The 25,464-nt window shown below is 42.6% G+C and carries 15 protein-coding genes and 3 pseudogenes; 10 read left to right on the plus strand and 8 right to left on the minus strand.

The window, feature by feature from the left end; translation table 11 throughout:
* Positions 1-36: 36 nt before the first annotated feature.
* Together ANSO36C_RS18825 and ANSO36C_RS18830 are read left to right on the plus strand one after the other, a co-directional pair.
* On the plus strand, positions 37-3,999 hold the full coding sequence (locus ANSO36C_RS18825) for a DUF2157 domain-containing protein (RefSeq protein ID WP_251955774.1): 3,963 nt from the start codon (positions 37-39) through the stop codon (positions 3,997-3,999).
* The gene (locus ANSO36C_RS18830; protein WP_251955775.1) at positions 3,990-4,127 is read left to right on the plus strand and encodes a hypothetical protein; all 138 of its coding nucleotides are present in this window, start codon (positions 3,990-3,992) and stop codon (positions 4,125-4,127) included. Before ANSO36C_RS18825 ends, ANSO36C_RS18830 begins: the two co-directional genes overlap by 10 nt.
* A 277-nt stretch (positions 4,128-4,404) precedes the next feature.
* On the opposite strand, the gene ANSO36C_RS18835 is transcribed toward ANSO36C_RS18830, so the two are convergent.
* The 3 genes from ANSO36C_RS18835 to ANSO36C_RS18845 all read right to left on the minus strand — a co-directional run bounded on the left by ANSO36C_RS18835 (position 4,405) and on the right by ANSO36C_RS18845 (position 6,348).
* The gene (locus ANSO36C_RS18835; protein ID WP_251955776.1) at positions 4,405-4,551 is read right to left on the minus strand and encodes a hypothetical protein; all 147 of its coding nucleotides are present in this window, start codon (positions 4,549-4,551) and stop codon (positions 4,405-4,407) included.
* Between the two features lie 23 nt (positions 4,552-4,574).
* On the minus strand, positions 4,575-4,880 hold the full coding sequence (locus ANSO36C_RS18840) for a DUF433 domain-containing protein (protein WP_251955777.1): 306 nt from the start codon (positions 4,878-4,880) through the stop codon (positions 4,575-4,577).
* Between the two features lie 79 nt (positions 4,881-4,959).
* Positions 4,960-6,348: an RNA-guided endonuclease InsQ/TnpB family protein gene (locus tag ANSO36C_RS18845; RefSeq protein WP_251955778.1), complete on the minus strand. Its 1,389-nt coding sequence runs from the start codon at positions 6,346-6,348 to the stop codon at positions 4,960-4,962.
* Between the two features lie 65 nt (positions 6,349-6,413).
* Between ANSO36C_RS18845 and tnpA the strand changes: the two genes are divergently transcribed.
* Entirely contained in the window at positions 6,414-6,827 is a 414-nt protein-coding gene (gene tnpA / locus ANSO36C_RS18850; RefSeq protein ID WP_251955779.1) for an IS200/IS605 family transposase, read from the plus strand.
* A 142-nt stretch (positions 6,828-6,969) separates the two neighbouring features.
* Here the strand turns inward: tnpA and ANSO36C_RS18855 are convergent, their stop codons facing one another.
* Together ANSO36C_RS18855 and ctpB are read right to left on the minus strand one after the other, a co-directional pair.
* Positions 6,970-7,938: a glycosyltransferase family 2 protein gene (locus tag ANSO36C_RS18855; RefSeq protein WP_251955780.1), complete on the minus strand. Its 969-nt coding sequence runs from the start codon at positions 7,936-7,938 to the stop codon at positions 6,970-6,972.
* 606 nt (positions 7,939-8,544) lie between these two features.
* Positions 8,545-9,886: pseudogene (gene ctpB / locus ANSO36C_RS18860) on the minus strand (carboxyl-terminal processing protease CtpB).
* Between the two features lie 308 nt (positions 9,887-10,194).
* On the opposite strand from ctpB, the gene ANSO36C_RS18865 reads away from it, so the two are divergent.
* Positions 10,195-10,893 carry a YdcF family protein gene (locus ANSO36C_RS18865; RefSeq protein WP_251955781.1) on the plus strand — a complete coding sequence of 233 codons (699 nt, stop codon included), beginning with the start codon at positions 10,195-10,197 and terminating at the stop codon, positions 10,891-10,893.
* A 35-nt stretch (positions 10,894-10,928) separates the two neighbouring features.
* Here ANSO36C_RS18865 and ANSO36C_RS18870 read toward each other — a convergent pair.
* Together ANSO36C_RS18870 and ANSO36C_RS18875 are read right to left on the minus strand one after the other, a co-directional pair.
* Positions 10,929-11,876, minus strand: a pseudogene (locus ANSO36C_RS18870) (RNA-guided endonuclease InsQ/TnpB family protein); the annotation flags it as partial.
* A 32-nt stretch (positions 11,877-11,908) separates the two neighbouring features.
* A pseudogene (locus tag ANSO36C_RS18875) lies at positions 11,909-13,112 on the minus strand (3-dehydroquinate synthase).
* A 471-nt stretch (positions 13,113-13,583) separates the two neighbouring features.
* Between ANSO36C_RS18875 and ANSO36C_RS18880 the strand changes: the two are divergent.
* From ANSO36C_RS18880 to ANSO36C_RS18905, 6 genes are all read left to right on the plus strand, one after another.
* Positions 13,584-14,465 carry an EboA family metabolite traffic protein gene (locus ANSO36C_RS18880; RefSeq protein ID WP_251955782.1) on the plus strand — a complete coding sequence of 294 codons (882 nt, stop codon included), beginning with the start codon at positions 13,584-13,586 and terminating at the stop codon, positions 14,463-14,465.
* A gap of 135 nt (positions 14,466-14,600) precedes the next feature.
* Positions 14,601-15,509 carry a TatD family hydrolase gene (locus tag ANSO36C_RS18885; RefSeq protein ID WP_251955783.1) on the plus strand — a complete coding sequence of 303 codons (909 nt, stop codon included), beginning with the start codon at positions 14,601-14,603 and terminating at the stop codon, positions 15,507-15,509.
* 151 nt (positions 15,510-15,660) lie between these two features.
* Entirely contained in the window at positions 15,661-16,593 is a 933-nt protein-coding gene (gene eboC / locus ANSO36C_RS18890) for a UbiA-like protein EboC (RefSeq protein WP_410174618.1), read from the plus strand.
* Between the two features lie 124 nt (positions 16,594-16,717).
* Positions 16,718-17,185, plus strand: a complete 468-nt coding sequence (locus ANSO36C_RS18895; protein ID WP_251955784.1) for a hypothetical protein — start codon at positions 16,718-16,720, stop codon at positions 17,183-17,185.
* 10 nt (positions 17,186-17,195) lie between these two features.
* Positions 17,196-17,942, plus strand: coding sequence for a metabolite traffic protein EboE (eboE, locus tag ANSO36C_RS18900; RefSeq protein WP_251955785.1), 747 nt, complete (start codon positions 17,196-17,198; stop codon positions 17,940-17,942).
* Between the two features lie 381 nt (positions 17,943-18,323).
* Positions 18,324-19,253: a carbohydrate ABC transporter permease gene (locus ANSO36C_RS18905; protein ID WP_251955786.1), complete on the plus strand. Its 930-nt coding sequence runs from the start codon at positions 18,324-18,326 to the stop codon at positions 19,251-19,253.
* A gap of 164 nt (positions 19,254-19,417) precedes the next feature.
* On the opposite strand, the gene ANSO36C_RS18910 is transcribed toward ANSO36C_RS18905, so the two are convergent.
* Entirely contained in the window at positions 19,418-25,384 is a 5,967-nt protein-coding gene (locus tag ANSO36C_RS18910) for a translocation/assembly module TamB domain-containing protein (protein WP_251955787.1), read from the minus strand.
* Positions 25,385-25,464: the final 80 nt, after the last annotated feature.

The following is a 25,464-nucleotide window of genomic DNA, read 5'->3' on the forward strand; positions in this document are numbered from 1 at the left end:
TTCATAATTAAGTATATAGTTATACTGCTGCCGCTTATGTCATCGCCCCTTGAGCGCCCGCTAAAAATTGAAATTAGACTGCCGTCCTCCCATCCTCAGTTATTAGAAGGATTAGATATATGGTTGCGCTTAGGTTTGATATCCGATACCCAAGTTAGGCAGTTATGTCAAGAGTTTTTGGTGTGTACGCTGGCGTTGCAACCCCAGGCTAAAGCTAAAACAAAGGTAGTATTTGCAACTTCCGACCCTGTGCAGCAGTTGCCTGTAGCAGCTTTACAATCTAGTAGCCGTAGACAACCGCAACAAAAACCAGATAAACCCAACTTTATCAGCACAATGTTGCAGTCCTTGGGGGCAGAACTGAGTGTCCGTTGGCTGCTTTTTTTAGGAGTATTTTTAGTAGTGGTATCCTCTGGGGTACTTGCTGCCAGTCAGTGGGAAAGGTTTCCCGCTTCTGGACAGTATGGAGTTTTATTTGCTTATACTTTGAGTTTCTGGGGGTTAAGTTTTTGGGCAACTAGGCAAAGCAACCTCAGATTGACGGCTCAGACTTTGCTGATTGTCACCCTTTTGTTAGTGCCAGTGAACTTTTGGGCGATGGATAGCTTTCGGTTGTGGCAAAATCCTGTGGATTGGATTGTAGTTGCGATCGCCTGTCCTACTCTCACTGCTATAACTGTTTTACTCTCCAAAAATCGGGCTATTTTTACCAATTTACATACTGGGAAATTACCTCTAGTAAATATTCTGGGACTGAGTTATCTGCATTGGGGTTGGCAATTAAGAGGATTTCCCTTAGTTGCCGTTTATATGGCAATGATTGGCACAACTATCATTAGTGTTTATCACAATCTTTACCAAGGGTTTAACTCTGGGAACGAGGCAGATGGAAGCGATGTCTACGACGGGCTACACCTACGCCAGAAGCCAAATATTACTTTATCTACGGCTGTAATTATTTATGCATTAATAGTGCTGCTAGTGCGAGCGATTTTTGTTGCCAAAGTAGATGTGACGCAGTTGGGGTTAGCTATTGGCATTTGCGGCTGGTTAGTAACTTGGTTAGCACAGCAAGGAGGAGGCAGGGGGCAGGGGGCAGGGGGAGCAGGGGAAGCAGAGGGAGTAACATTAATATCTTCTTCATCTCCGTCATCCCTGTTACTCTGGGAAAGACTTGGTGGCATTTTACTCTTCCTGGGTTGGTTGGTATCGGTAGTAAATTATCCTTGGCAAGCAATAGCTGTAAGTGGTTTGGGTTTGTGGTTTGTAGGAAGTCGCTTGCGGTGGTACAGTTTAAAGCTAGACTTCGCAGTAGTTTTTGTTATCGGTTTACAGGCGATTTGGTTAGGTTGGCGATTAGTACCTGATAACTTACAGAAATTGGCGATCGCAACTGCCACCCAACTCACTAATTCTCAAAATGAACCTTGGGCTTTGCTGGGTGTAGCTTTATTTCCCTACGTAATTTTGATGGTGGCGCTCACGGATAGCCTTTATCGTAGCCAAAAGCGAGAATTGGCTACATTTGGCGAACTACTCACCCTCTTATTTGGAACTTTTTTAACAACGATCGCTCTCATAAATCCCACATTGCGATCGCTAAATCTGCTATTTTCTACTACCACTCTCGCATTCGTTACTCAACGCCGCTCCCCTTCTCTTCCACTCATATATTTGACTCACATCATGGGGGTGCTGACATTTTGCTCTACCATCAATTGGTTCTTACCAAGCCTGAGTCAACAAGCCTGGGCAAGTATTTTATTGGCTCTGATGGTTGCAGAATGGGGATTTAGCCTAAGCAATGGATTATGGCGACATAGTGCATGGGACATCGGTTTAGCACTAGCCGCCGCTAGTTTTTTCCTCTTATGGATAAACGCAGAATCATCTTGGTATGGCATAGCTGATAGGCAAGCTTATTGGGGAGCCTTATGGCTAGTTACACCTTTAACTCTCACGGCTGTTGCCAATGCCACAATTGTAGAGCGTCGGACTACTAGCCGTTACTTGAGTGTTTTGACAGTTGTAGTTGCCCAATTACTGATTTTCCAGCTACCAGAAACCAGATTAATCGGTTTGGCTGTAGGTACTGGATTGATGTTCGTAAATACGCGCTATTTGCGAAACCAACCATCTGCGGTAATTACAGAAGGATTTGCTCTGACTTTCATTGGGGCGTTGCTGTGGACAGGTGTACCTGGTTTACCCCGCCTCGCGATGGCAGGTTGGTTTGTGGCAGCAGCGATCGCAACCTTAAGTTTATGGGTAACACGGACTGTTTTGAGCCGACGCGGTAACGAATTAGCAGTTATATATGCAGCCGCCAGTGATAAATGGGCGATCGCCTTGTGTGGTTTTGAGTTGTTTAGCTTAACGCTGCACTCAATATTGATTTACTCAGGGTTTATTAATTCTGGATTTTTGTACTTAGCTGCCACTGCAATCACCTTGACAGCTATTGTTTATCGCAGTTGGCGCGAACCGACAAATTGGGCATTTTATGGCATCGGTTGGTGTTTAGAATTGCTCACTGCCCAGGTGTTGGGATTTGGGGAACGCTCAATTGTTAAAGTTGCGATCGCAAATATTGCCTTGGGTTTAATTGCTCAACTTGTCGGAGAATGGTGGCGACGACGACATCAATTAGAAAGGCTTCCTAGCAGCCTTCACATTTTGCCCTTAATTTATGGTTTATTCAGCGTATTGCTGCGTTTGTACACCTTTACCGAGTGGACAGGTTTGTATTCCTTGGGTGTAGCTTTAATTATCATTGGCGTGGGGCGACGGCGTGAGAGTTTTAAACCCCTGCTTTACTTAGGAATCATTGGCGTATCCATTTCTGCTTATGAACTTTTGTTCTATCAAATGTTACAAGCTTCAGGAGGAGCATTAGGTGATGGATTGATTGCCATGTCTGCCCTTGGCGCTAGTATCATGTATGCTTATCGCATCCTATCGCCTTGGCTAGTTAGTTACTTGCGCTTGACTCCCCAAGAATTGAAAGGAATTGCCCATATACATTGGGCTTGGAGTAGCTGTTTATTAATGGCTGCAATTCCTCTCCCCATTGGAGTTAACCGTTTGGTGGGATTGGCAACTGGAGTATTTTTGATTCGTTACGCCATCTTTCAGGGACGAAATTCGCGCCCTTCCCCCAGCATCTTGGGAGGAATCACAATAGCCGAGATGTGGGTTTACATCGGCTTATTAGAAGTAGCCGCCATGAGGGTTTATTGGCGTGAGACAGCAGTCGGAAAATTTTGGGCTGGGCCGTTAGTTCCTTGGAATGGTGCGATCGCCTGTGTGGTAGCCTATTTTTTGTATATCCTACCTTGGGAAAGTTGGGGTTGGTCTAAAAGACCTTGGCAACAAGCCGCTTATATCACACCACTGATAATTTTATGGGAAACCAGACTGCAAACTTACCCAATTACCTTACTACTCGCAGCTGGATTTTACATCTTTATCGCCAAAGTGGGTGAAAACATCCGCTTTACGTATATCAGTGTAGCGTTGGTTGATTGGGCACTTTACCGTTGGTTTAATGAGTTGCATCTCACTGATGCTTTGTGGTACGTAACAGCAATTGGATTATCACTGCTTTATATTGCTCAAGTAGATACTCAACTGAGACTACCAGAATACAAAGCAGCTCGCCATATTCTGAGAGTGCTAGGCAATGGTTTAATTTGTGGTTGGGCTATTTTATTCCATCAAGATGCAGCCTGGATACCTGGAATTTTCAGCCTCATCGCCATTTTTGCCGGATTAGCTTTACGAGTCCGAGCTTTTCTCTACATTGGTACAGCCACTTTTATAATTACTACAATTTATCAATCGGTAATTTTCAGTTTGCAGTACTCTTTTTTAAAATGGGTTGTTGGCTTGCTAGTTGGCATCTTGCTGATTTACATTGCTGCCAACTTTGAAACCCGTCGCGCTCAAATAACTTCCTTAATTCGTAGCGCCATTGATGAATTTCAATCATGGGAATAACCTACTTTGCAATCATGGGCGATCGCGTTTCACCTCATCTACTTTTCTCAGCAGGTGGGCGATTGACTCGTATCAGTTTCCCAAACAAAGATTCTTCAGCCGCCAATTGCCTCATGAATTCGCGGTAGCTAATCGCTGCCGATCCAAATCTTCTGTGCAAACAATGATACCTGCATGATCTGGACTCATGCCAATACTGCTCGGATAAGCAGGGGAGGCAGGGGAAGCAGGGGAGGTAAAACTCCTTCCCCTGCCTCCATTTCTTCCCATGCTCCCCCTGCTTGCTCTCAACCAAGAAATTCCTTAAACCGAGCTAGTATTGGGACTCATGCGATGTAAGCGGATAAAATCATCTCGATTCATTGTCAGCACTGCTCGCCCTTGAATCGTCGCAAATACAAGCACCTAATCATCGGGAATTCGCTGGTTAGTTTGCCCTGCTTCTTGTACTGTCATCACATCGTGACCGAATTTACACAGTAGCCCCGTAACCACTTTGGGAAACCCCTCATCGGCATAAAGCAATACCACCCTTAAGCCGCCTCTTGCCATGCGATGTCTACGACGGGCTACGCCTACGCCATTTCAATTTCTTCAGGATAAACCTCTGCGTACAGCCATGCATTCACTAAATCAGCAGCAGTTAGCGTCGGGTAATCTTCTAACAAATAAGCTTCGCTTGCCCCTTGATGGCGGAGGCTAACCAACAACCAAACAGGAATCCGAGTCTGCCGAATACAGGCATCTCCCCCCATCACACCCGGTGTTTTCTCAATGCCAATCAACCCATTGCTGAGACTCGCCGCCAAAATCTGAATTGCCTGTGCCTTTTCTTCCAAAGATAGGGCTAAAAGTTGAGGTTGTAGCTCTTTCAGTGTCATTGTGGGCATCAAGCTGAATACTTGAGATGACGATTGTTCTCCATTTTGACATCTCCCCCGGCTAGAAGCGCGGGGGATTCTAAACTGATGTTGCTACGGGGTCTAAAAGACCCGCTCCGCAACGTTTACGATATGATTTATTTAATCTCGTAAACAAATCAATTCGCTGTGGCACTGTCAAGAATGCCCTACCCACCTCGGCTAGGTTTAATCCTAGCTGTGTGGCTACTTTTCTCATGATATTGGCGCTACCATTGCAATCGGCATTAATAACGAAGCCATCACGACTTTTATATAACCCTCGCTCTATTCTTTTCCCTGATGGGTTCCACCCTTGTGGCTTTTCGCCATGCTTGGGTAGGGAGTCGCCATCAAGAAATGATGCTTTTGACGTATACGCTTCTTCGGTAATTGTTAAGGTAATACCGTACTCAGGGCAGAGTTGTTTTAACCTGTCGATTAATCTAGCCGTGGGGATGACAACAAAGTTTTGATTATTGCGTTTACCCATGTTGGAATTTTGTTTCTGTCCGGTATTCCATCCAACAATAATGTTACCTACTCGGTCATTTAGGCATTGGTTAATAATGAATCTAGCGGCTTTATTAATCGCATCTCGCATCTGATTGTTGCGATTACGCTGCACTCTATCAAGGTTAGAGTCCCAATAAAAATCAGACTTCCCCTGCTTATATTTAGCAACTAAACGACAATAACCTTGATTCATTGATCTAAGCTTACGACCATCAATGATTAAGCTTTTCCCACGAGTTGAAACACCTGTTAGCCAATTAGATCCGCCGTGGTCAAAACTCCAAGCTTGCGTATAATCTAAATTGGGGCTATTCCCTATTGGTTCTTTACCATCATCAATTACCCAATCTATCCACAGTTGCCCAAAGTTTGGACGAATTGTTACCTCTTTAACCCAATCAGAATCAATGAATTCGGGGAGATATAATCTAATCTCGGACAACAATTCTGGTTTGCTTTCTTTGCTAATTGAAGGTTTAAAGTATCCTTCTTTAAAGCTGATAGCTTGGCGAGGAAATGTGACAGCAGCTAGACCTCCTTTCTTACGATATTTGGGCAAAGATGGCTTATCAACCTCGCCATTATAATAAGCTTTAACCAGTCCATTGTAAGCTGTAATTGATTCCCCGACAGACTTCAGCGTTTGTTGTGCTGACTGTGCAGCCATTGCCTTGTAGTGTACGTTCTGCTTAAGAATTAAATCTAATTCTGGATAAGTTGTACTACATCTATAAGTTTTCCAACCGCTACGCAAATCATCACCACGCCAATAAATTGTAAAGGCATTGCCGTTTGCTTCTAGATTGGCATAATGAATTTTCTTGGCTTCATACAATGCACAGTTAATCAAACTATTAGCATTTTCACACTGATTGATCCAAAAAGCTGTCTCCTCGTCACTAAATTTAGCTCTAACTGGAATTGTTCTGTACACTTGTTTATCCTCCTGTATCTTTTACTATAATTGTTGTTGTAGCTAAAGTCAACAACAATTAATTAATGGCTAAATTATCACCATCAGACCATGAATACAGGCGCACAAGTGGTTCAGTCTCATCCCTGAACTACCATTTTGTTTTTGTACCTAAACGCCGAAAAGCTGTGTTAATAAAAGAAGTCGCACAGCGTTTGCAAGAAATTATATTAGAATTAGTAGTTGAGCATGGATGGAAACTAATCGCCTTAGAAATAATGCCTGATCATGTCCATTGTTTTCTAAATGTCCCGACACATGAATCACCTGCTGAGGTAGCAAGGTGGATTAAGGGGAGGGCATCTCATCATTTAAGGGTTGAATTTCCACATCTAAAAAGACTCCCTTCTCTTTGGAGTCCTAGCTATTTTGTCGCTTCAACTGGTGCAGCGAGTACAGAGGTTGTAAGAAAATATATTGAGAATCAAAAAAGCAATTAAAACTAAAATGCCTGATAAATCAGGCAGCTAGCTTTCATCCCCCGGCTAAAAGCCGGAGGTTCTCAGCATAGGTACGATAGGTAAGAACTAACGAACAAACAGCGCGTATTCAATACTCAGGCACTCCTCTGGTTTGTTGGTATTACAGTCGCTCAATTATCTTGGCATTCTCTGGCAACTTCGCATCTCTTTGCCCACCAGAACGCGCCCTAGCTGTAAATAATCCAATAGGAGTATTTAATAAATCTACAAGGGTAGCTTGACCCGCGATTGCCTTTTTAATGTCTCTTGGTAACTCTTTCAATAACCAACGTCCCAAACGATAGCCGTATTCTTTTGGTGTCATGTCTCGCATTAAATCTACACTGTGCAATTCATGTAAATAGCGATTTGAGCGTCCATAACGCCGCCATTGACTTTGTAGTTCTTGAAGTGTAGTGCGGTGACGGTGCTGAACGATCGCATTCGGGGCAAATTCCAACCGCCCAATGTTTTCCCCCAAAATCCGCCAGCAAATATCGGCATCGCCACCAGTGGTAAGATAGGGACGAAATAAACCCACTTTTTCTAAGGCAATGCGTCGAATCGCCAAATTAGCCGTTTGACCATAGGGACGAAAGGAATGGTTAAGGGTATGCTTTTGCGACAAAGTTTCTTGACGATCTGCGTGCTGTTCTAGCAGAGTTGTGCCTGGTAGTGCCAAAATTTCCCCAGCGATAATTACCACTTCTTTGTTGACAAAAGGTTTAATTAATGCATCTAACCATTGCGGTTGTGGGCGACAATCTGCATCGGTAAAAACAATAATTTCACCAGTAGCGGCGCGAATCCCAGTATTACGAGCAGCGTAAGAGCTTTGAATTTGGGTTTCGCTCAAAGGGTGAATTGCAATTGGGCAATTTTCAGCAGATGTTTTGAGGATAGTGAGAGTGCGATCGCTACTATTATTGTCCACCAACAAGTACTCTACCCGATCTTTTGGATAAGTTTGAGACAACAGACAATTAATTAACTCTGGTAAATCTGTCTCACCGTTATAAATAGGAACAACCACCGACACCATTGGTAAAAAGCTGGCGGGGGTGGTTGCATCAACTGGCTGATGATTCATAAATCTGAGATTTTGGAAATGGGATTACTAGCTATTATTCCCAATCCAAAATCCTAGAAGGGTATATCGAGCAGTTTTCATAACTCCAAAAATCTGGATTTGGGAATACTACTATTTGACACTCCCCTTGGCTTTAGCCGAGGGGATTCTTGGTTCAACAAGTCCACTTAACTTAGACCCCTTGCAGTATCTAAGCCAGAGGTGGTTCTCTCCCCAAGCTTTAACTTTCGGTATGCCCTACCGTAGTTGTATTACTACAAAGTTTGTTTGAAGTTTAGTACTGGTCGTCTAGCTCCCATGAAGATTTGACCTATTCCTGGGAAGGAACTAGAACTGTGGAATAGAACCCTATATCTTCAATTGTCTTCGCGTTAGCGTCTCCCCTTGGGAGAAGGTTCAGCGTCTACGTGTTAGGTAGCAATAGGGTTTTTTAAGTGGTTAATTACCCTTCCACTACACTAACTATACCACATTACATTGAGGGCTAAAGCCCAAAAGCTAAGGTTTCCACGCCGGTTTACACGAAATACGCAACTACATTGCTTTTTCTCCGGGGTTTTCAACCTACCATTTATAAACACCTGGCAACAAATCATTCGCATCAATCTAAAATTTTAGTTTATCGGCGCGGCTCATCGGTCGAGTGGGCTGATTTGCTGGCGGTTGGGCAAAGTTGTTATTTGATAGAATTGCGATCGCACGCGCATATTGTGGATCGCTCTTAGTTCCGATTAAATCGGGATTAGAAGCCAACTGCCGCTCTTGTGCCTCTGTCAAGTCTAACTTGATATCTGGGGCAATGCCTTTGTGGTTAATATCTGTTCCCGCCGGGGTGTAGTAATGGGCAATGGTGACAGCCAAGCCGGAACCATCTGCGAGTTCATGAACCGACTGGACTAAAGCTTTACCAAAGGTTTGACCACCTACGACTACCGCCCGCTTATTATCCTTAAGTGCCCCTGTGAGGATTTCGCTAGCACTAGCTGAATTACCATCGACTAAAACCGCCAAAGGACGATTTGTTAAAGCAGTGCGATTGGCTTTAGTTTCCTCTGTGCCACCCACGCGGTTTACTGTCTTGACAATTCCGCCGTCGTTGTACCACATCCGAGCAATTTCAATGCTCGCCTGCAACAACCCGCCAGGATTTCCCCGCAAATCCAAAACATAAGAATCAACTTTCTTAGTATTCAAATCGCGGATGGCTCGTTGCATTTGTTCTGCGGCGTGGGCGCTAAATTCTCGCAAACGGATATAGCCAACGCGACGATTCCCTTCTTGCTTGAGTGTATAGCGTACCGTTGGCACTTCAATAGTTGCCCTTGTCAGCTTCAAATCAAAGGCATTTTTTCCTGCCCGTCCCAGCCTTAGCTTGATGGGAGTACCCGCTTTGCCACGGATTAAACTTAGAAGCATCATCCACTTTCATTTTGAGAGTGGGTTTGCGTTCAATGGCCAAAATTTCGTCGCCTGCTTTGATCCCAGCTTTCAGCGCCGGAGAATTTTCTATGGCTTCGACAACAGTGAGGCGCTGAGTTTTTTCGTTCACTTCCATCCGAATGCCAATGCCTGAGACTTCCCCAGATGTTTGGCTAGTCAGAGCTTCAAACTGTTGGGGATCCATGAACCGAGTGTAAGGATCTCCCAACTTTTGTAAAGCTTCGCGGATAGCAGTGTATGCTTCTTCCCGAGAAGAGTAATTTTTGCTCAAGAGGCTTTGCCTGGTTGCTTGCCAATCTTGTTGATTAAACTTGCCATCAACATATTCATGATTCACCAGTTGCCATACTTGGTCAACTATCGTTTTTGGGCTGTCTTGTAGGGCTAGAGTAGCCCAAACACCACGAGTCCAAGCAGAGCCGAATACGGACATAGTAGCAGTCGTGGCGATCGCTCCACCAATCAAGGCTACTTGGAGCGGCGAGTAACGTTTCGCAGATTGGTTCATGTATATTAGCTGGAATAATTGTGTTGTTGACAGTTTAGCAATCAGGCTTTCCAGAAAATTTTAAGTTTTTATACCCCAAACTAAGTTATGCTCTCTTCATCATTTTTATCATTCAATGATGCCGAAAATGCTGCATTATTAACAACCATTTCTCAGTTTTTTAGCCTTCTCCGGAAGGCTATACTGTTCTTATGACACTTTGATTAGCGTCATGTTTGCATTCTAGATTACCTTTATAAGATAGCACTTTGTTCACTCAATTGCAGCACTGTTATACAGCCATTAAATCAGCTTTTATTACCTAAGTCATGAAACGCAAATTTACCATCAAATCATTAATTTCTATTAAAAAAAATTCTCTTAATTTGTGGCAATCGTTACAAAAACTAACGGTTGGATTGTTCGTTGTCCTGGGTGTTTGGCTGATTTTTACTACTATAACCTTAGTTTTTGCTTCTTCGCAGCCAGTAGATGGCTTCTTTGTACTTGGTGGCAGTATTCGTCGAGAAATTCATGTTGCCCAACAAGCAAAACAATACCCACAAACCCCAATTTTAATTTCTCATGGTTCCCCAGATCCCTGTATTTGGTTAATTTTTCAGGCGGAATTAGCAAGTTTACAAAACGTCTGGTTAGAAAACTGCGCGAATTCTACCTTTGAAAATTTTTATTATGGTATTCCAATTTTGCGACGTTGGGGAGTGCATAAAGTCATGTTGATTACCTCGCCCAGTCATTTACCCAGAGCCTTATGGATGGCACGGATTCTTTTGGGCGCTCATGGTATTTGGGTTGAGCCAAAAACTGTTCAGGAATTGGGTGTTCCTGGTAATCAGGAATCTTGGCCTAAAACTGGATTAGATGTAACACGCAGCTTATTTTGGGCGATTTTAAGTCAAATTATTCAACCGCAATGCTCAAATGTGACAAGGCTTACTGAAGTAGATGTGCAAGCTTGGGAGAATCGAGGTTTTCATTGTGAACACCAAGGAGGGTTGAGGAATTGACACTCTCAGGTCTAAAGACACTGAGATTCTTGGATCTAAGACATAACTTGCTCATGCAGGCTTTCACCAAAATGAGTAGCGGTTTCATCTCCCCAAGCGTTGCTTGCATCAAGTGCAAAGGTTCCGGTATGCCCTACCGTACCCAATCCTCGACTAAGGATATTTCTAGCTGCGTTTTCATCCCTATCCATCACGCATCCACAACTACAAACGTGTGTTCTCGTTGATAGGGTTTTCTTGACAATTTCACCACAGCTAGAGCATTCCTGGCTACTGTATTGCGGATTAACCGCAACTGTTACGCGCTTGAATACTTTCCCGAAGTACTCAATCCATACACGGAACTGATACCAAGAAGCATCGTTAATAGACTTAGCAAGACAATGATTTTTCACCATGTTTTTAATCCTCAAATCTGTGCGCTAAGAGCGCCCCGCTTCGCTAACATAGGCTATCAAGTCGTTAGACTGAATTACGCACCGTGCTAATTTCACAGCATGGTCTTTACGTTGCCTACTTATTTTGAGGTGGCGATTACCTAAAATCTGTCTTGCCTTGCTAAGATTGTTTGAACCTTTTACTTTTCTCGAAACCCTACGTTGTGAACGCTTGAGAACTTTTTCACCAATACGAAGAAACTTAGGGTTTTCAACCATCATTCCATCAGAGTCGGTGTAGTATTCCTTCAGACCGACATCTAACCCTACTGTTTTACCAGTAGGTTCTATATTCTCAGAACGGTCTGCATCAATACAAAATTGAACATACACACCATCTGCACGTTTTACCAATCTTACCCGTTTAATTTGGTTAATTTGGTAGAAGTGCAAGTCACGAGTGCCTTTGAGTTTTAAACGACCAATACCTTTCTTGTCAGTAAAAGTTATTGATTTACGATTATCTGCAAGCTTCCATCCTGATGTTTTGTATTCAACCGAACGGCAATCTTTTTGAAACTGGGGAAATCCCTTTAAGCCTGGAAAATTAAGCAATATATTTGCATAGAAAAAGAGAATTAATGCAAAACTTCCCAATCTTGCAGCATTAAAATAGCATCTTTATACAAAGACAAATCCACTTGGTTAACTTCTATTCCCTCTCCGATTCCTTGTAGAAGAGTGATTGTCAATTTTCCTCCCAAGTGTTCACGGAACTCGGTAAGCCCCCGAAATATACAATGCGGATGGTCTAGTTGATCTAATTGTTCTGTTAATGCCGATACATACAAGCTAAAGCCTAATTTGTTAAGCGTACTTAAAACCCTTTGCCATTCTGATTGCAACAGTTGCCCTGTTAAATATGAATAGGTGGTATCTAAAGCAATGCCGATCGCTACAGCTTCACCGTGACGTAAACTGTAATTAGTTAATTGCTCTAGTTTGTGAGCAGCCCAGTGTCCAAAATCCAAATGGGCGCGATGAACCCATTTCAAAAGGGTCGCCGCTACCAGCAATATGCTCTAAGTGCAACTGCGAACAGCGATAGATTAGCCGTTCCATTATGCCCATATCTCGATTAGCCAATTTATCGGCATTAGTCATAATAAAATCGAAGAAATCTGCATCTTTAATCAGCGCTACTTTCACAGCTTCTGCAATACCCGATCGCCAATCTCGATCATTAAGGCTAGTAAGAAAATCAAAATCATTCAAGACCGCATAAGGTGGCATGAATGTACCCAAAAAGTTTTTCTTTCCGAAGGCATTGATTCCGTTCTTTACCCCTACACCCGAATCATTTTGCCCTAATACTGTTGTCGGTACTCGTAGTAGCCGAATTCCTCGGTGAGCCGTTGTTGCTGCGTATCCTGCCATATCTAAGACGGCTCCACCTCCAATTGCTAAGACGTAGGAGTGACGGCACAATCCAGCTATATTAATCTGCTGATGAATTTGTTCTATAAATCTAGAATCGTTCTTGACTGCTTCTCCACCCGGAACTACTATTGGCTCACCGCTAAATGTTAGTATATCTTCATAACGCTGGGCATAGGCTGATAATTTTTTTAGCAACCCATCCTGATACTGTAAAAATCCTTCATCTACCACTACTAGCACTTGCTTTGGTGTTGTTTCTCCATCTGCGGCAATCATTTGTGCAAGTAATGGATTATCTAACTGAAATAGACCTTTAGTAAAGTGAACATCATAATTGAAGGTTACGCGGACACATTGGTTAATTGGTTGCAGATTAAGAGCGGTTTTTTGTTGAATAGCCATTTGATTATTGTTATTTAAGTAAGTGTAAATAGATAGATTGCTGCAATTACAATTTACAGCAAAATAAATATAATAGAACCATTTATCATTTCAATATTAAAATGATTTACTAGTCAAATATAGCTATTAAAGCAATCATAAATTTGACGTGTCTTCACCTATTAGATCAAGTTAAAAGCAACATTGATTTACCACTTTTATTGATGCTTAACCTTTATATCTTAAGGTTGTTAATGGATATTATTATATAAAGATTCTAAATTTTTTCCGTAAGATAATTGTAGAATTTACCTAACCAAAATGGTATCTTTACAATATCTTATTGAAAGTCAGGAGATTTCTATAGATTCAGTGAAGTTAGGATCTAAGTAGTATATTATTTAACTGCTTCAAACCCAAAGTATCAAGTTTAGTGGTAGATTTTATACTTGGTTGTCACAAAGAAGTTGGGCAACTTCTCCTGAATTTATCATGAGTAAAGTAAACAAGTTACTGCATCACTGGCTGTTAAAGTCTGTTTCAGACAAAGCTTTTGCTTGGCTGGAACAGAAGCAGACACAGATTGCTAGCGGCGCTCCTGAACGAGTGTTTTTTACAGCTTTTAGTGCTGTACCGCGTTATCTAGGTAAAGAGGATTTACAGCTGACATTTCAGGACTTGGAAGCAGCACAGGATGTGATTCCTGGCTGGTATCCTGGTCATTGGAGTGTCGATCAAGCAGGTCGCACACTCTTGCTTTTAGCTTTGCCCCACGATGATACTGAGGGTTATGTGCGATCGCTCGATCAAGTCTTCTCCACTGCCGATATGGGGGAGTTAGTTGCCCTTTATCAAAGTTTGCCGTTACTACCACATCCAGAGTTACATCGTCATCGTACTGCTGAGGGAATTCGCAGCAATATGAGTAATGTATTCCAAGCAATAGCATTACGTAATCCTTACCCAGCGAATTATTTAGATAATGCTGCTTGGAATCAGATGGTGCTGAAGGCTGTGTTTGTCGGCAGTCCATTGCATCTAATTTGGGGTTTAGATCAACGTGCTAACCCAGAATTGGCGAGGATGTTGGCAGACTATGCCCATGAACGCTGGGCAGCGAAACGTTCAGTTACGCCAGAACTTTGGCGACCTGTAGGGCGGTTTGCCGATGGCACAATCATCACAGATTTGGAAAAGGTACTGGCTGATGGGGATATAGACGAGCAAAAAGCAGCAGCGTTAGCTTGTGCCGAGTCACCTTTACCTCAAGCGCAAGAATTACTATCCCGTTACCCAGATTTACAGTCATCCATTCAACAAGGTAATCTGACTTGGAGCAGTTTTAGCCGCGAACGCTTTTCAGTTTACAAATGAAAAGGAGTGAAGAAGGGAATAGGTTACAGGTTACAGGGTACAAATTATTTCTTATCACCTGTCACCTGTCACCTTTCCCCTATCACCTGTCACCTGTCACCTTTCCCCTAATCCCAATGCCCAATCATTAAAACCATGATGTTTATAGATCCTCACATTCACATGTGTTCGCGTACTACTTACGATTACTTAGTAATGCGGGAATATGGTATTGTCGCCGTCATTGAACCAGCCTTTTGGTTAGGACAACCCCGAACCAATGCTGGCTCATTTAAAGACTACTTCAGTAGTCTTGTAGGCTGGGAACGGTTTCGTGCTAGTCAGTTTGGCATCCAACACTACTGCACAATCGGCCTAAATCCGAAAGAAGCTAATAATGAGGCACTAGCAACTGAAGTGATGGAACTCCTACCACTTTATGCCTGTAAAGAAGGAGTTGTTGCCATTGGCGAAATTGGCTATGACGATATGACAGAAGCAGAAGATAAGTACTTTTGTCAACAGTTAGAATTAGCCAAAGAACTCGATATGTTAGTACTAATTCATACTCCCCACCGCAATAAAAAGACGGGTGCTAGCCGGAGTATGGATCGCTGTATTGAATATGGCTTAGATCCCTCACAAGTAGTTATTGATCATAACAACGAAGAAACCGTTGAAGAAGTATTAGGACGCGGTTTTTGGGCAGCTTTTACAATTTACCCACAAACGAAAATGGGTAACGCCAGGATGGTAGAAGTTGTCCGCAAATATGGAAGCGATCGCATCATCGTAGATAGTAGCGCTGATTGGGGTATTAGCGATCCTTTGGCAGTACCAAAAACGGCTCAATTGATGTTAGATAGGGGCATTCCTGAAGAACATATCCGAGCAGTTTGTTATGAAAATGCCCTAGCTGCTTACAGTCAAACTGGGCAGATGCAAGCATCAGATTGGCTCAATCCCCAATCTGTTGATCAGCGTCAGTTGTTTAATGGCAATTCTGTGTTGCGCGGACAAGAACCAGGAATCAAATCAGTTTCAGATTATGTGTTGATTGAATAGAAAATTGGCGAGAGACGCGATTAATCGCGTCTGTACTGATCTTGCTGTGAGGGTAGCCGAACGGGTGTGAGGAAGAAAAATTGCATAAATATCTGATTCATTTTAATATGCGGTTTATTTTGATAAATTACTAGATAGCGAGGCAGATTAAGTGAATGTTGCAAGCTTAAATTTTCAAAGCTGGCGGGGTTATCTAGAATTGATGCGTCCTGCTAATATTGTTACTGCTTGGGCGGATATTCTTGTTGGTTTTGCTGCTTCTGGCTCTGGGATTATTTTTACCAAATTAATCAATGAAGAAGCAAGTTTTGTCATACTAATTCCATTAGCTTGGTTATTATTGGCTACAACTGGTTTATACGGCGGCGGTATAGTTTTTAACGATGTTTTTGATGCGGAATTAGATGCCAAAGAACGACCAAATAGAGCAATTCCTAGTGGTCGCGTGTCTATTCAAAATGCTGCTTTATTAGGAAGTATACTGTTTGCGTTCGGGATTATAGCTGCTTTTCAAGTATCATTGGTGAGTGGTGCGATCGCTATATTTATCACTCTTTCATCCCTATTATATGACTCACTCGCTAAACATCATCCTTTTTTCGGCCCTTTAAATATGGGTTTGTGTCGTGGCAGTAACTTATTATTAGGCGTGAGTGCTGTACCCACAATAATCGGAGAACGTTGGTATTTAGCACTGATTCCTGTTCTTTACATTGCTGCTATTACCGCAATTAGCCAAGGTGAAGTTCACGGAGGTAAGAAGATTACGGGAGTATTAGCACTACTGCTAATTGCAATAGTTTTAACGGCTGTTTTAGCTTTAGGACTATTAGAAGATTATACAGCGATCGCAGCACTACCATTTGCTGTTGTATTAGCTATCAGAGTCTTGCCTAATTTCATCAAATCGGCGCGTGAACCAGTCGCCGAAAATATCCGAAATGCCGTAAAAATAGGCGTTTTATCTCTAATTGTGTTAGATGCAACCATTGCCTCTGGTTTTGCTGGTTCATCTTACGGTTTGTTAGTTCTAATTTTGCTACCGTTTTCGATTAAGTTAGCAAAAATATTTGCTGTTACTTAAATTTGAATGCACACACCCAGTAATACCATGAATCGGTTGTATGGGCGCATAGATGTGCGCCCATAACAATGAGTATTTAGTAGGTATTTCTGAAATCCTATAAGCCAAAGGGTAAAGCTATAAAATGAAAATTACAAAAAGCAATAATCACTTAACTTATTGTAGCAATATTCATCCTGGTGAAAGCTGGCCAGAGGTTTTCACCAATTTAGAAAAATATGTTCTCAATCTCAAATCACGTTTATCGCCAACAGCACCTTTTGGTATTGGTTTAAGATTAGCAGATGCAGCTGCCAAAGAACTGTTACAAAATAATAACTTGGCTCAATTCCAAGCGTGGCTGACTCAAGAGAATTTATACGTTTTTACCTTAAATGGATTTCCTTATGGTGGATTCCATCGACAGGTGGTAAAAGACCAAGTTTATGCACCAGATTGGTCTACACAAGAACGGGTAAACTATACATTAAACTTGGCACAAATTTTAGCTACTCTTTTACCAGAAGGACTTGACGGCGGAATTTCTACACTACCATTATCTTATAAAACCTTGGTGGAAAAAAGACCAAACAGCTTTCGAGGCAGTTATTAAAAATAGTTGTTTGAACATAGTATCAGTTGTTGTAGAAATGATTCGTATCTACGAAGAAACAGGAAGGATATTACATATTGATTTAGAACCTGAGCCTGATGGTTTAATTGAAAATACCTCCGAAGTAATTGACTTTTATCAAAATTGGTTGTTGCCAATTGGCGGTAACTACTTATCAAAAAAATTAAATATTGAGCATAGTTTAGCAGAAACTAAATTACTAGAACACGTTCGAATTTGTTATGACACCTGTCATTTCTCAGTTGAATATGAGGAACCACAATCTGTATTTGCGCGTTTGCAATCGGCAGGAATTAAGATTGGTAAGATTCAAATTAGTGCCGCAATTAAAGTAAAAATTCCTGTGGATATTGAGAAGCGTAGTTTGATAGTTGAGCGGTTACGTCCATTTGCTGAATCTACTTATCTTCACCAAGTAATAGAACGTCGTACTGATGGTACACTTCATCACTATCCTGACTTAATAACTGCGTTACCACATTTAGAGCAATCTTTAGCTGAAGAATGGCGTACTCACTTCCATGTGCCAATTTTTATTCATGATTATCAAATTTTACAATCAACCCAAGATGACATTGTTACTGTTTTGCATTTACTTCAGACAAACAATGCTTGCTCACATTTAGAAATTGAAACTTACACTTGGGATGTATTGCCATCAGAAATGAAAATAGATTTACTTACTTCTATTCAGCGTGAGTATGAATGGGTATTAAAAATAATTCGTAATTCGTAATTAAGATTTGAATTGGATTTTTGAGTTTAAATCTGTAGAGATGCGTTATGGTGCAATACGGTTCAGTTAAGGTTAAAACTCTTTGCTAAAGTCAGTTTTTTTACGAACCACAGAAAATGACAGAAGTAATTAGAACCGGCAGGGCTAGCGCGTCTCAAAAGCTATTGACAAAGGGACTTGTTAGATAAGCAGTCGTTGTAGGAAAAAAGTGGTCTATCCGAGGTAGGGTAAGATTTAATACATCTAGGTGCGAGTTCAAAGTAATGCCAAGAGGATTTGAGAACAAGAAAAGCAAAACCAAAGCACCTTGTACACCCAGCATAGATAGCAAAGACATTACCACTAAGTTTCAGGAATACTTCACACAAATAAAAGACCCCAATGAATCAATTAACACCTAAAAATTGGATATTTATCAAACACCGGCTGACCCCTTATTTATTTTTACTACCTGCTTTAGTTCTTTTGGGGTTAACAGTCTTTTGGCCTGCGCTGCAAGCATTTTACCTCAGTTTTACTAGCTATGAAGATATTGCCCAGCCGCCACAATGGATAGGTTTTGCCAACTTCCTCAAGCTTTGGAAGGATGCAATTTTTTGGAAAACCTTAGAAAACACTTTTTTATATCTTGTGGGTGTAGTACCAATTTTAGTAATTGCTCCCCTAATGTTGGCAATTTTGGTAAATCAGAAACTGCGGGGGATGAATTGGTTTAGGGCAGCTTACTACACTCCAGTGGTAATTTCAATGGTGGTTGCGGGAATAGCTTGGAAATGGCTGTATGCAGAAAACGGATTACTTAATCAATTATTTAAAGCTTTAGGTATTTTTCCAGAAGGTATTCCTTGGCTAACTAGCCCAACAAAAATTTTTGGCATTATACCAATTTCTCTTGCCAGCGTCATGGCTGTCACCGTGTGGAAGGGACTAGGCTACTACATGGTGATTTATTTAGCAGGGCTACAATCAATTCCTGCTGATGTGTACGAAGCCGCAGCCATTGATGGCTCTGATGGTATCAGCAAACATTGGGATATTACTATACCTTTGATGAAGCCATATTTAGCACTAGTGGCGGTAATATCGGCTATTTCTGCCACCAAAGTATTTGAAGAAGTATACATTATGACCCAAGGAGGCCCACTTAGTAGCTCGAAAACGATTGTATATTATTTATATGAGCAAGCCTTCACCAACTTGGAAATTAGCTATGCTTGCACGATTGGGCTAGTGCTGTTTTTGATAATTTTAGGCTTGTCAATTTTGCGATTAGTTATTAATTCGCAGGGAGATGATAATATTACAATTTAATATTACCCAATTTAAATAATTAAATGTAGGTAGAAAAATCATTCCTTCTATTGAAAAGCAAGTAAAAAAGGGAACAGACAGTAAATAAATTTTGGATAATCAAAAGGCGATACCTAGTTTGGACTGTGCCTTCGTACTTTCAGCATACCTCAGTTATTTTGCTTCTAAAATCGCGTTTGATACTCCACTACTGCACGACTGTCATCGGCTAAGTTAGTAGAAGCACGGACACGAAATTCGTCGTTGATTCGGTAATTAACACCCCATTGAAAGGGGTCATTTGTTGTCAAAATTTTGATGCTGGAAACGGATATTTTAGAAGAAATATCAACCCCAGCCTCTGCTGCTAATTCTAAAGTTGAATTGCTTCTTCCAGCTTCGGGATTCTCAGAAATAACCGTGGGAAATATTCGCAGTTCACTTAAGCCAAAGGTACTGCCAATCTGGTTAAAAGCTGACTGAAAATTGTTAAACACAGCCGATCCTGCAATGTTAATCAGACCCAAAGTACTGTCAGCGCGTCCTTGGGTGTCTACAAATCCACCTCCTAAAAGAGCAACAATTTCGGTTTGACTACGTGACGGACTACTTGTTAGTTCTAGATTTTCATTCAGTTTGCTGGCAAGGCCGTTGATGGTGGCTTCGACTCGAACACTCTCTAAGGCTGATAATCCTGTGGTATTTATCCGGCTGAAGTCATTACTTTGAGTTACATCCAATACTTTGGCAAATAGCCGAATATCTAAGTTGGGGTCACGAGGTTGAGAAGGACTAAAAGTTGCGGTGTGTTTATAGCCACGAGCAAGGTTAAATTGGGTAGTAAATAAATTTACTCCTCCTTGTTCTAACTGGATAGTGCCATCGGGTATGGGCTGATTTATTAAGCCGTTAACTATGAGATTACCAGTGGCGCGGAAGTTGAGAATAGGGGCACGGGTAATTTGGACGTTTTTGCCTAATTCCAAATCTAGATTATTAAATCTGGCGTTTGCATTTCTCGTCCCATTCCCAATTTCAGATTTGCTCTGCTTATTGCCATTTGTGGGTGATACGCCAATGCTACTATTTGCAGATGAAGCGGTGTCGGTAGATTCTGCCAGCAATACTTGACCATCAAATAAATTTACTTTACCGCCAATTACCGGGTTAAGGGCAGAACCAGTAATCTGCAAATTGCCGCTAGCACCACCCTGGTAAAGTCCCTTGAGATTCAACGTTAGCTGATCGAGATCAACAGTCAGGGGATTGTTGATAGTTACGTTCTCATTGTTAAAGATGGGAATTTCTCCAGCAGCTTCTACTTTTCCACGGCTAAATCTACCTTGAAGATTTTCTACTAAGATGCTGTCAAAATTAAACAGCACTCTACCTGTGACACGTCTCAGTTTACCTGGCAAAGTCTGGGCTGAAAAAGTAGCATTATTGACAGTAGCAATTCCATTTACTTCGGGTTTTTGCAATGTTCCGCGCACCTTGAGGTCTACTTCTCCTTCACCTTTCTCAAATACTATTTGATTAGTCAATGCGTTTAATAGCGCCAATCCCTCGTTTTCTAACTTTACATCTAAAGTGATTTGATCGCTGTCTGGTGCAACGGTTGCAAAAGGCAATTTATAAGGGATGCTGCCAGTAATATCAACAGGTTTTGGCCCAGCAACTGCTACAGTACTATTAAAGTTTAAGCGCCCGTTGGCATAGCTGAAACTTGCGATCGCTGACTCTATTTTGTTCTGATTTAGTATTCCTTCTGTAATTTGCAATTCCCCTCTAGATTGGGGATTAGCAATACTGCCGGCTATTGCTGCTGTACCGTTAAGATTACCTCTGATTCCGACTGGTAGTTTGACAACATTATTCAGTAGTTGTACCGGAAAATTATTCACCCGCAGCTGGCCAGATTGTTCCTCACCGCCAACGTTACCTGTAAAGGCAATGAGCCTGTTTTGAGACTCAATTCGTAAAGGTCGCAAACTCAAAATACCGTTTTCAAAGTTGCCTTCGGCAATCACTTTATCAGCAGTATAATAACGATTTCGTTCTTCCTTTTTACCCCAGGCAAAGTTTTGTCCATTCAAATTAAAATCCACTGATAATCCATTGGCTGTAGCTGTATTTACAGCCACTTCCCCGTTGAAAGTCCCCTTTAAGTCTGCCAAATCTGGTATGGGGGTGGAATTAAGTCGCTGTTCTTCCTGTTTTTCTACCAAAGCTTCAATTTCAGAAAACCGTTGGATTTGGGTTAATAAAGGTTGATTTGGCGCTCCTTGGGAGGTGGTGGTTAAATCTGCTGCTGTGCCATAGATTTCTGCTGAACCACCTGGCAAATTTTGTAAATCAAATACCTGTGCTACCGCAAGAACATCTTGGATCTCTCCCTGATTGACGTTCAGTTTACCTTGCAGTTGAGGGCCTTTAGGGCTTTGGGCAAAAGTACCGACAAGGGCGTAGCTACTTTTTCCTTTGACAAATTCGCTGTTGGTGAGTGTGCCTTTACCATTACCGTAGCGGAATTGAGCAGCTATTCGATCGCCTTTAACCCGACCAATTTGCGGATTAGCGATCGCTAAATTTCCCGTAGTTGCCAATGTCTGCTGATTAAATAGCAAATCCCCAGTTAACAAGCCAGTTATCTTACCACTACCGAGTCGAGTAACTGGTGGCGGAGTCAAATTCAATATTTGTAAAGGGAAATTGGCAACTTTGAGCGCCCAATCATTCCCTTGAACATTACCTGTGGCTGATGCTTGCTGCCATTTGACTAAGAAGGATTTCGGACGATTATTGGCATCTAAATTAAAGGCCAAGCGATCTCTGTCGAGAAGCCGCTTCGCGTCTACGCTATTTCCCGCCAAGTTCAAATTTAAACCGCGTCCCTGTGCTGAATCGATGTTTCCAGTTAACAACGGTTCAAAAGCAATATCTTGAACAACTAAGTCTCGTAAATTAATTTGCCCTACTACATTTGGCAAGGGCAGTTTACCAGTGATTTGACCGTTAAAATCTACTCTCCCCGCCACAGCAACCTGATTAGGAAAATTGATCGGTAACTGTTTTAAGTTGTAATTCTGCGCCTGGACGTTGAGATTTAGGGCAGTAATTTCCGGTATACCTGGCTTCTTGGCATTGGCTAATATGTTACCAGTCACACTTAAACCGGGAGCAGTTGCTCGCTCAATGGTAAGCCTTTCACCACTCCAAGCGATCGCAGCCGTCAGAGGTTGCTCAAAACCAGGGATACCTTGCGATAATTGCACCTGTCCAGCAGCACGTACATCAGCTAATTTGGATGATCCTAGTGTGCCAGCTAATTGCAATTGACCGCCAAACTGACCCCGCAATTGCTGATTTAACCGATTTAATTCCACACCAGAAGCATTAACTACAGCTTGATAGCGACCATTAGCCAATTGGATATTAGAGGCTGCGATCGTTCCATCTGCAACATCCAGCCTTCCTTGACCACTGGCTTGGATAGTTTGCGGTTGAAAGGACTCAACAGAACCCGCGACGTTTGCTTGACCAGTTAACGTCCCTCGGAACTGCGGTGGTACTGCTGCTAACTGCTGCAACGGTAGATTATTTGCTTGAACTTGTACTTGGTATAAACCATTACCTACTTTAATATTGGAGGCTGTAATAGTTCCACCTGCAACATCCACCCGTCCTTGACCACTGGCTTGGATAGTTTGCGGTTGGAAGGACTTCACAGAACCCGCCACGTTTGCTTGACCAGTTAACGCTCCCTGGAACTGCGGTGGTACTGCTACCAGCTGCCGCACAGGAACATTATTTGCTTGAACTTGCGCCTGATACACACCATTGGCAAGTTGGATATTAGAGGCTGTAATAGTCCCACGCGCAACATTTACCAGCGCTTGACCGTTGGCTTGAATAGTTTGCAGCTTAAAAGAATCAACAGAACCCGCTACGTTGAACTGACCAGTTAACGCTCCCTGGAACTGCTTTGGTACTGTTGCTAACTGCCGTACAGGCACATTCTTAGCCTGAACTTGCGCCTGATATACACCATTCGCCACTTGAATATTAGAGGCTGTAACCGTACCACCGCCAATTGCAAGGCGACCCTCGCCACTGCCACGGAGGGTTTTCAGGCTGAAATTATCTCTGTTACCTGCGACTTGGAACGTACCCGCTAAAGGATTATTCAAAGCTGGGGGAGACTGTTTCAATATCTGCCCCAACCGCACACCATTAGCTACAAGTTGAGCCGAGAAGCTTTGGTCTTGCAGTTGGATATTAGAAACTGCAACTGTGCCGCCACCGATTTGAACTCCTCCACCATCGCTGCGAATCGTGGCAATTTTAAATGGTGCTGTGCTGCCTGAAAGAATAAGACGACCATTAAACTGTGCTTCCGCCAAAGAGAGATTTTGCAGTTGACTTTTGTCTACAAAGGGTTCCAACTTCACCCCAGAGGCAACAGCCACAGCTTGCCAACGCTCATTGGCGTAACTACCAGTTGCCCGGACTGTACCACCACTCACATTCAGAGCCACATTGCGGAAAGAGACGTTGCGATTTGGAGCGATCGCAACTTCACCAGTTCCGGGGTAAGTTCCGTTAGGAGCCTGAAATTGTACCGCAGTTTGGACATTGGTAGGAGGGCCTGTTAATTCGGCAGTACCTGAGACATTGCCGATTTGGAAAGTGGGTGCTATTTCATAAACTTTTGCGATCGCATCCCCTGGAACATTCTTGGCTGCAAAATTTATATCTAGTTGAGGGTTTTTACCGAGTTGAATTGTACCAGCGCCCGTGATATCACCACCAACTTTGGCTTTACCTTGAATATCTTTCAGGGTAATTAAAGAGGAACTAGTCGCAAGCTCAAACTTACTACTGATGCTATTAAAATCAACTTTGTCAATCCGAGCAGTTTGAATAGTGGTAACTGTGCCTGAGATAATTGGCTCTTTAGTTGATCCGGTAATCTGCAAATCAGCTTGTACTTGTCCAGCGATCGGTACAGGTAGTTTTACCTTGAGAGTCTCTTGGGCATTCGCCAAACTCACCGCATTTACCCGCCCTGCCAACTTAAAGCCTGCTTGAGTGTCAATGATTCCCGTAGCCACTACCGGAATTTTGCCGTAGTTGGTAGTAACATTATCCAACTGCAACTCCGTTCCCTGGAAGCGGAGATTTCCTTGGCTATCGGTCAACAGTTGCGGGACTTTGGGTATTTGAACTGTTACGCCTTGCACAGCAGCGCTGCCATACAATAAAGTCTGTTGTCCTGGTGTTAACCTAACTAACAAGTCGCCATTGGCTCGACCCGCCTCTAAGTTCACTGGTAACTTAATTAACCGACTAATATCCTCAACCAGCAAGTCTTGCGATCGCACTTGAAAGTTGCCTGCTAGCACCCTGGAACGCGTCTCTCCCTGAATAGAAATATTGCCACCACTGTCTGCTTGACCCCCCACATCAAACCTGATCAACTGATTATTTGCTAAAAGTTGGGCAGAACCGTTGATTTGAGAAAATCCCACAGGAGATAAGGGAGAAGAGGCAGAGGGGCGGGGTGACGGGGGCAGAGGGGAAAACTCTTCTCCCCTGCTCCCTGCTTCCTCATCTCCTCCTGGCCTCTTTTGCGGCATCAAAGCCAGCTTGACATTACGAAACCGTAATTTGTCCAAATCGGTTTTAATAGCGCCACCTTCACGCGACGGCGCTATATTAGTGGAAACCCAGCGCCCTTGGTTATCCTGTTCAATATAAATATCTGGGTTGACTAAGGTAACATCTAGCTTTAGCTGGCGGTTAAAAATTAGTTGTAAGGGGTTAAAACCCACCTCTACAACTTCAACTGTGGCTCGATCTGGATCTGTGGGTGTAGCTGGGATAGCTGAAGCCCCAAACTGCACTCCCGTCAACGAAAATTGTGTGACTTTCCCCAGTTTTACCGGACGGTTGAGTGTAGTAGTGAGACTTTGTTGTGCTAAGGGTGTTAACTCTGTTTGGACAAAAGCCCACAACCGATAGATACCGACAATAACTCCTAACAGCAAAAGTCCGCCCAAAGCAATGCTACCCCGACTCAACACCAGCAACCACAGACGCTTGCGGATAGGGCACGGGGAGAGAATATCTTGATTGGGAGATTTAGTCATTTGCTTTTACAGTATTAATTGCCAGATGTCGTTGGCACACACAAGCATTAACTGGCACGCTGATTCAGTATGCTATTTCC

The organism is Nostoc cf. commune SO-36 (genome assembly GCF_023734775.1).
Taxonomy (GTDB): Bacteria; Cyanobacteriota; Cyanobacteriia; order Cyanobacteriales; family Nostocaceae; genus Nostoc; species Nostoc commune_A.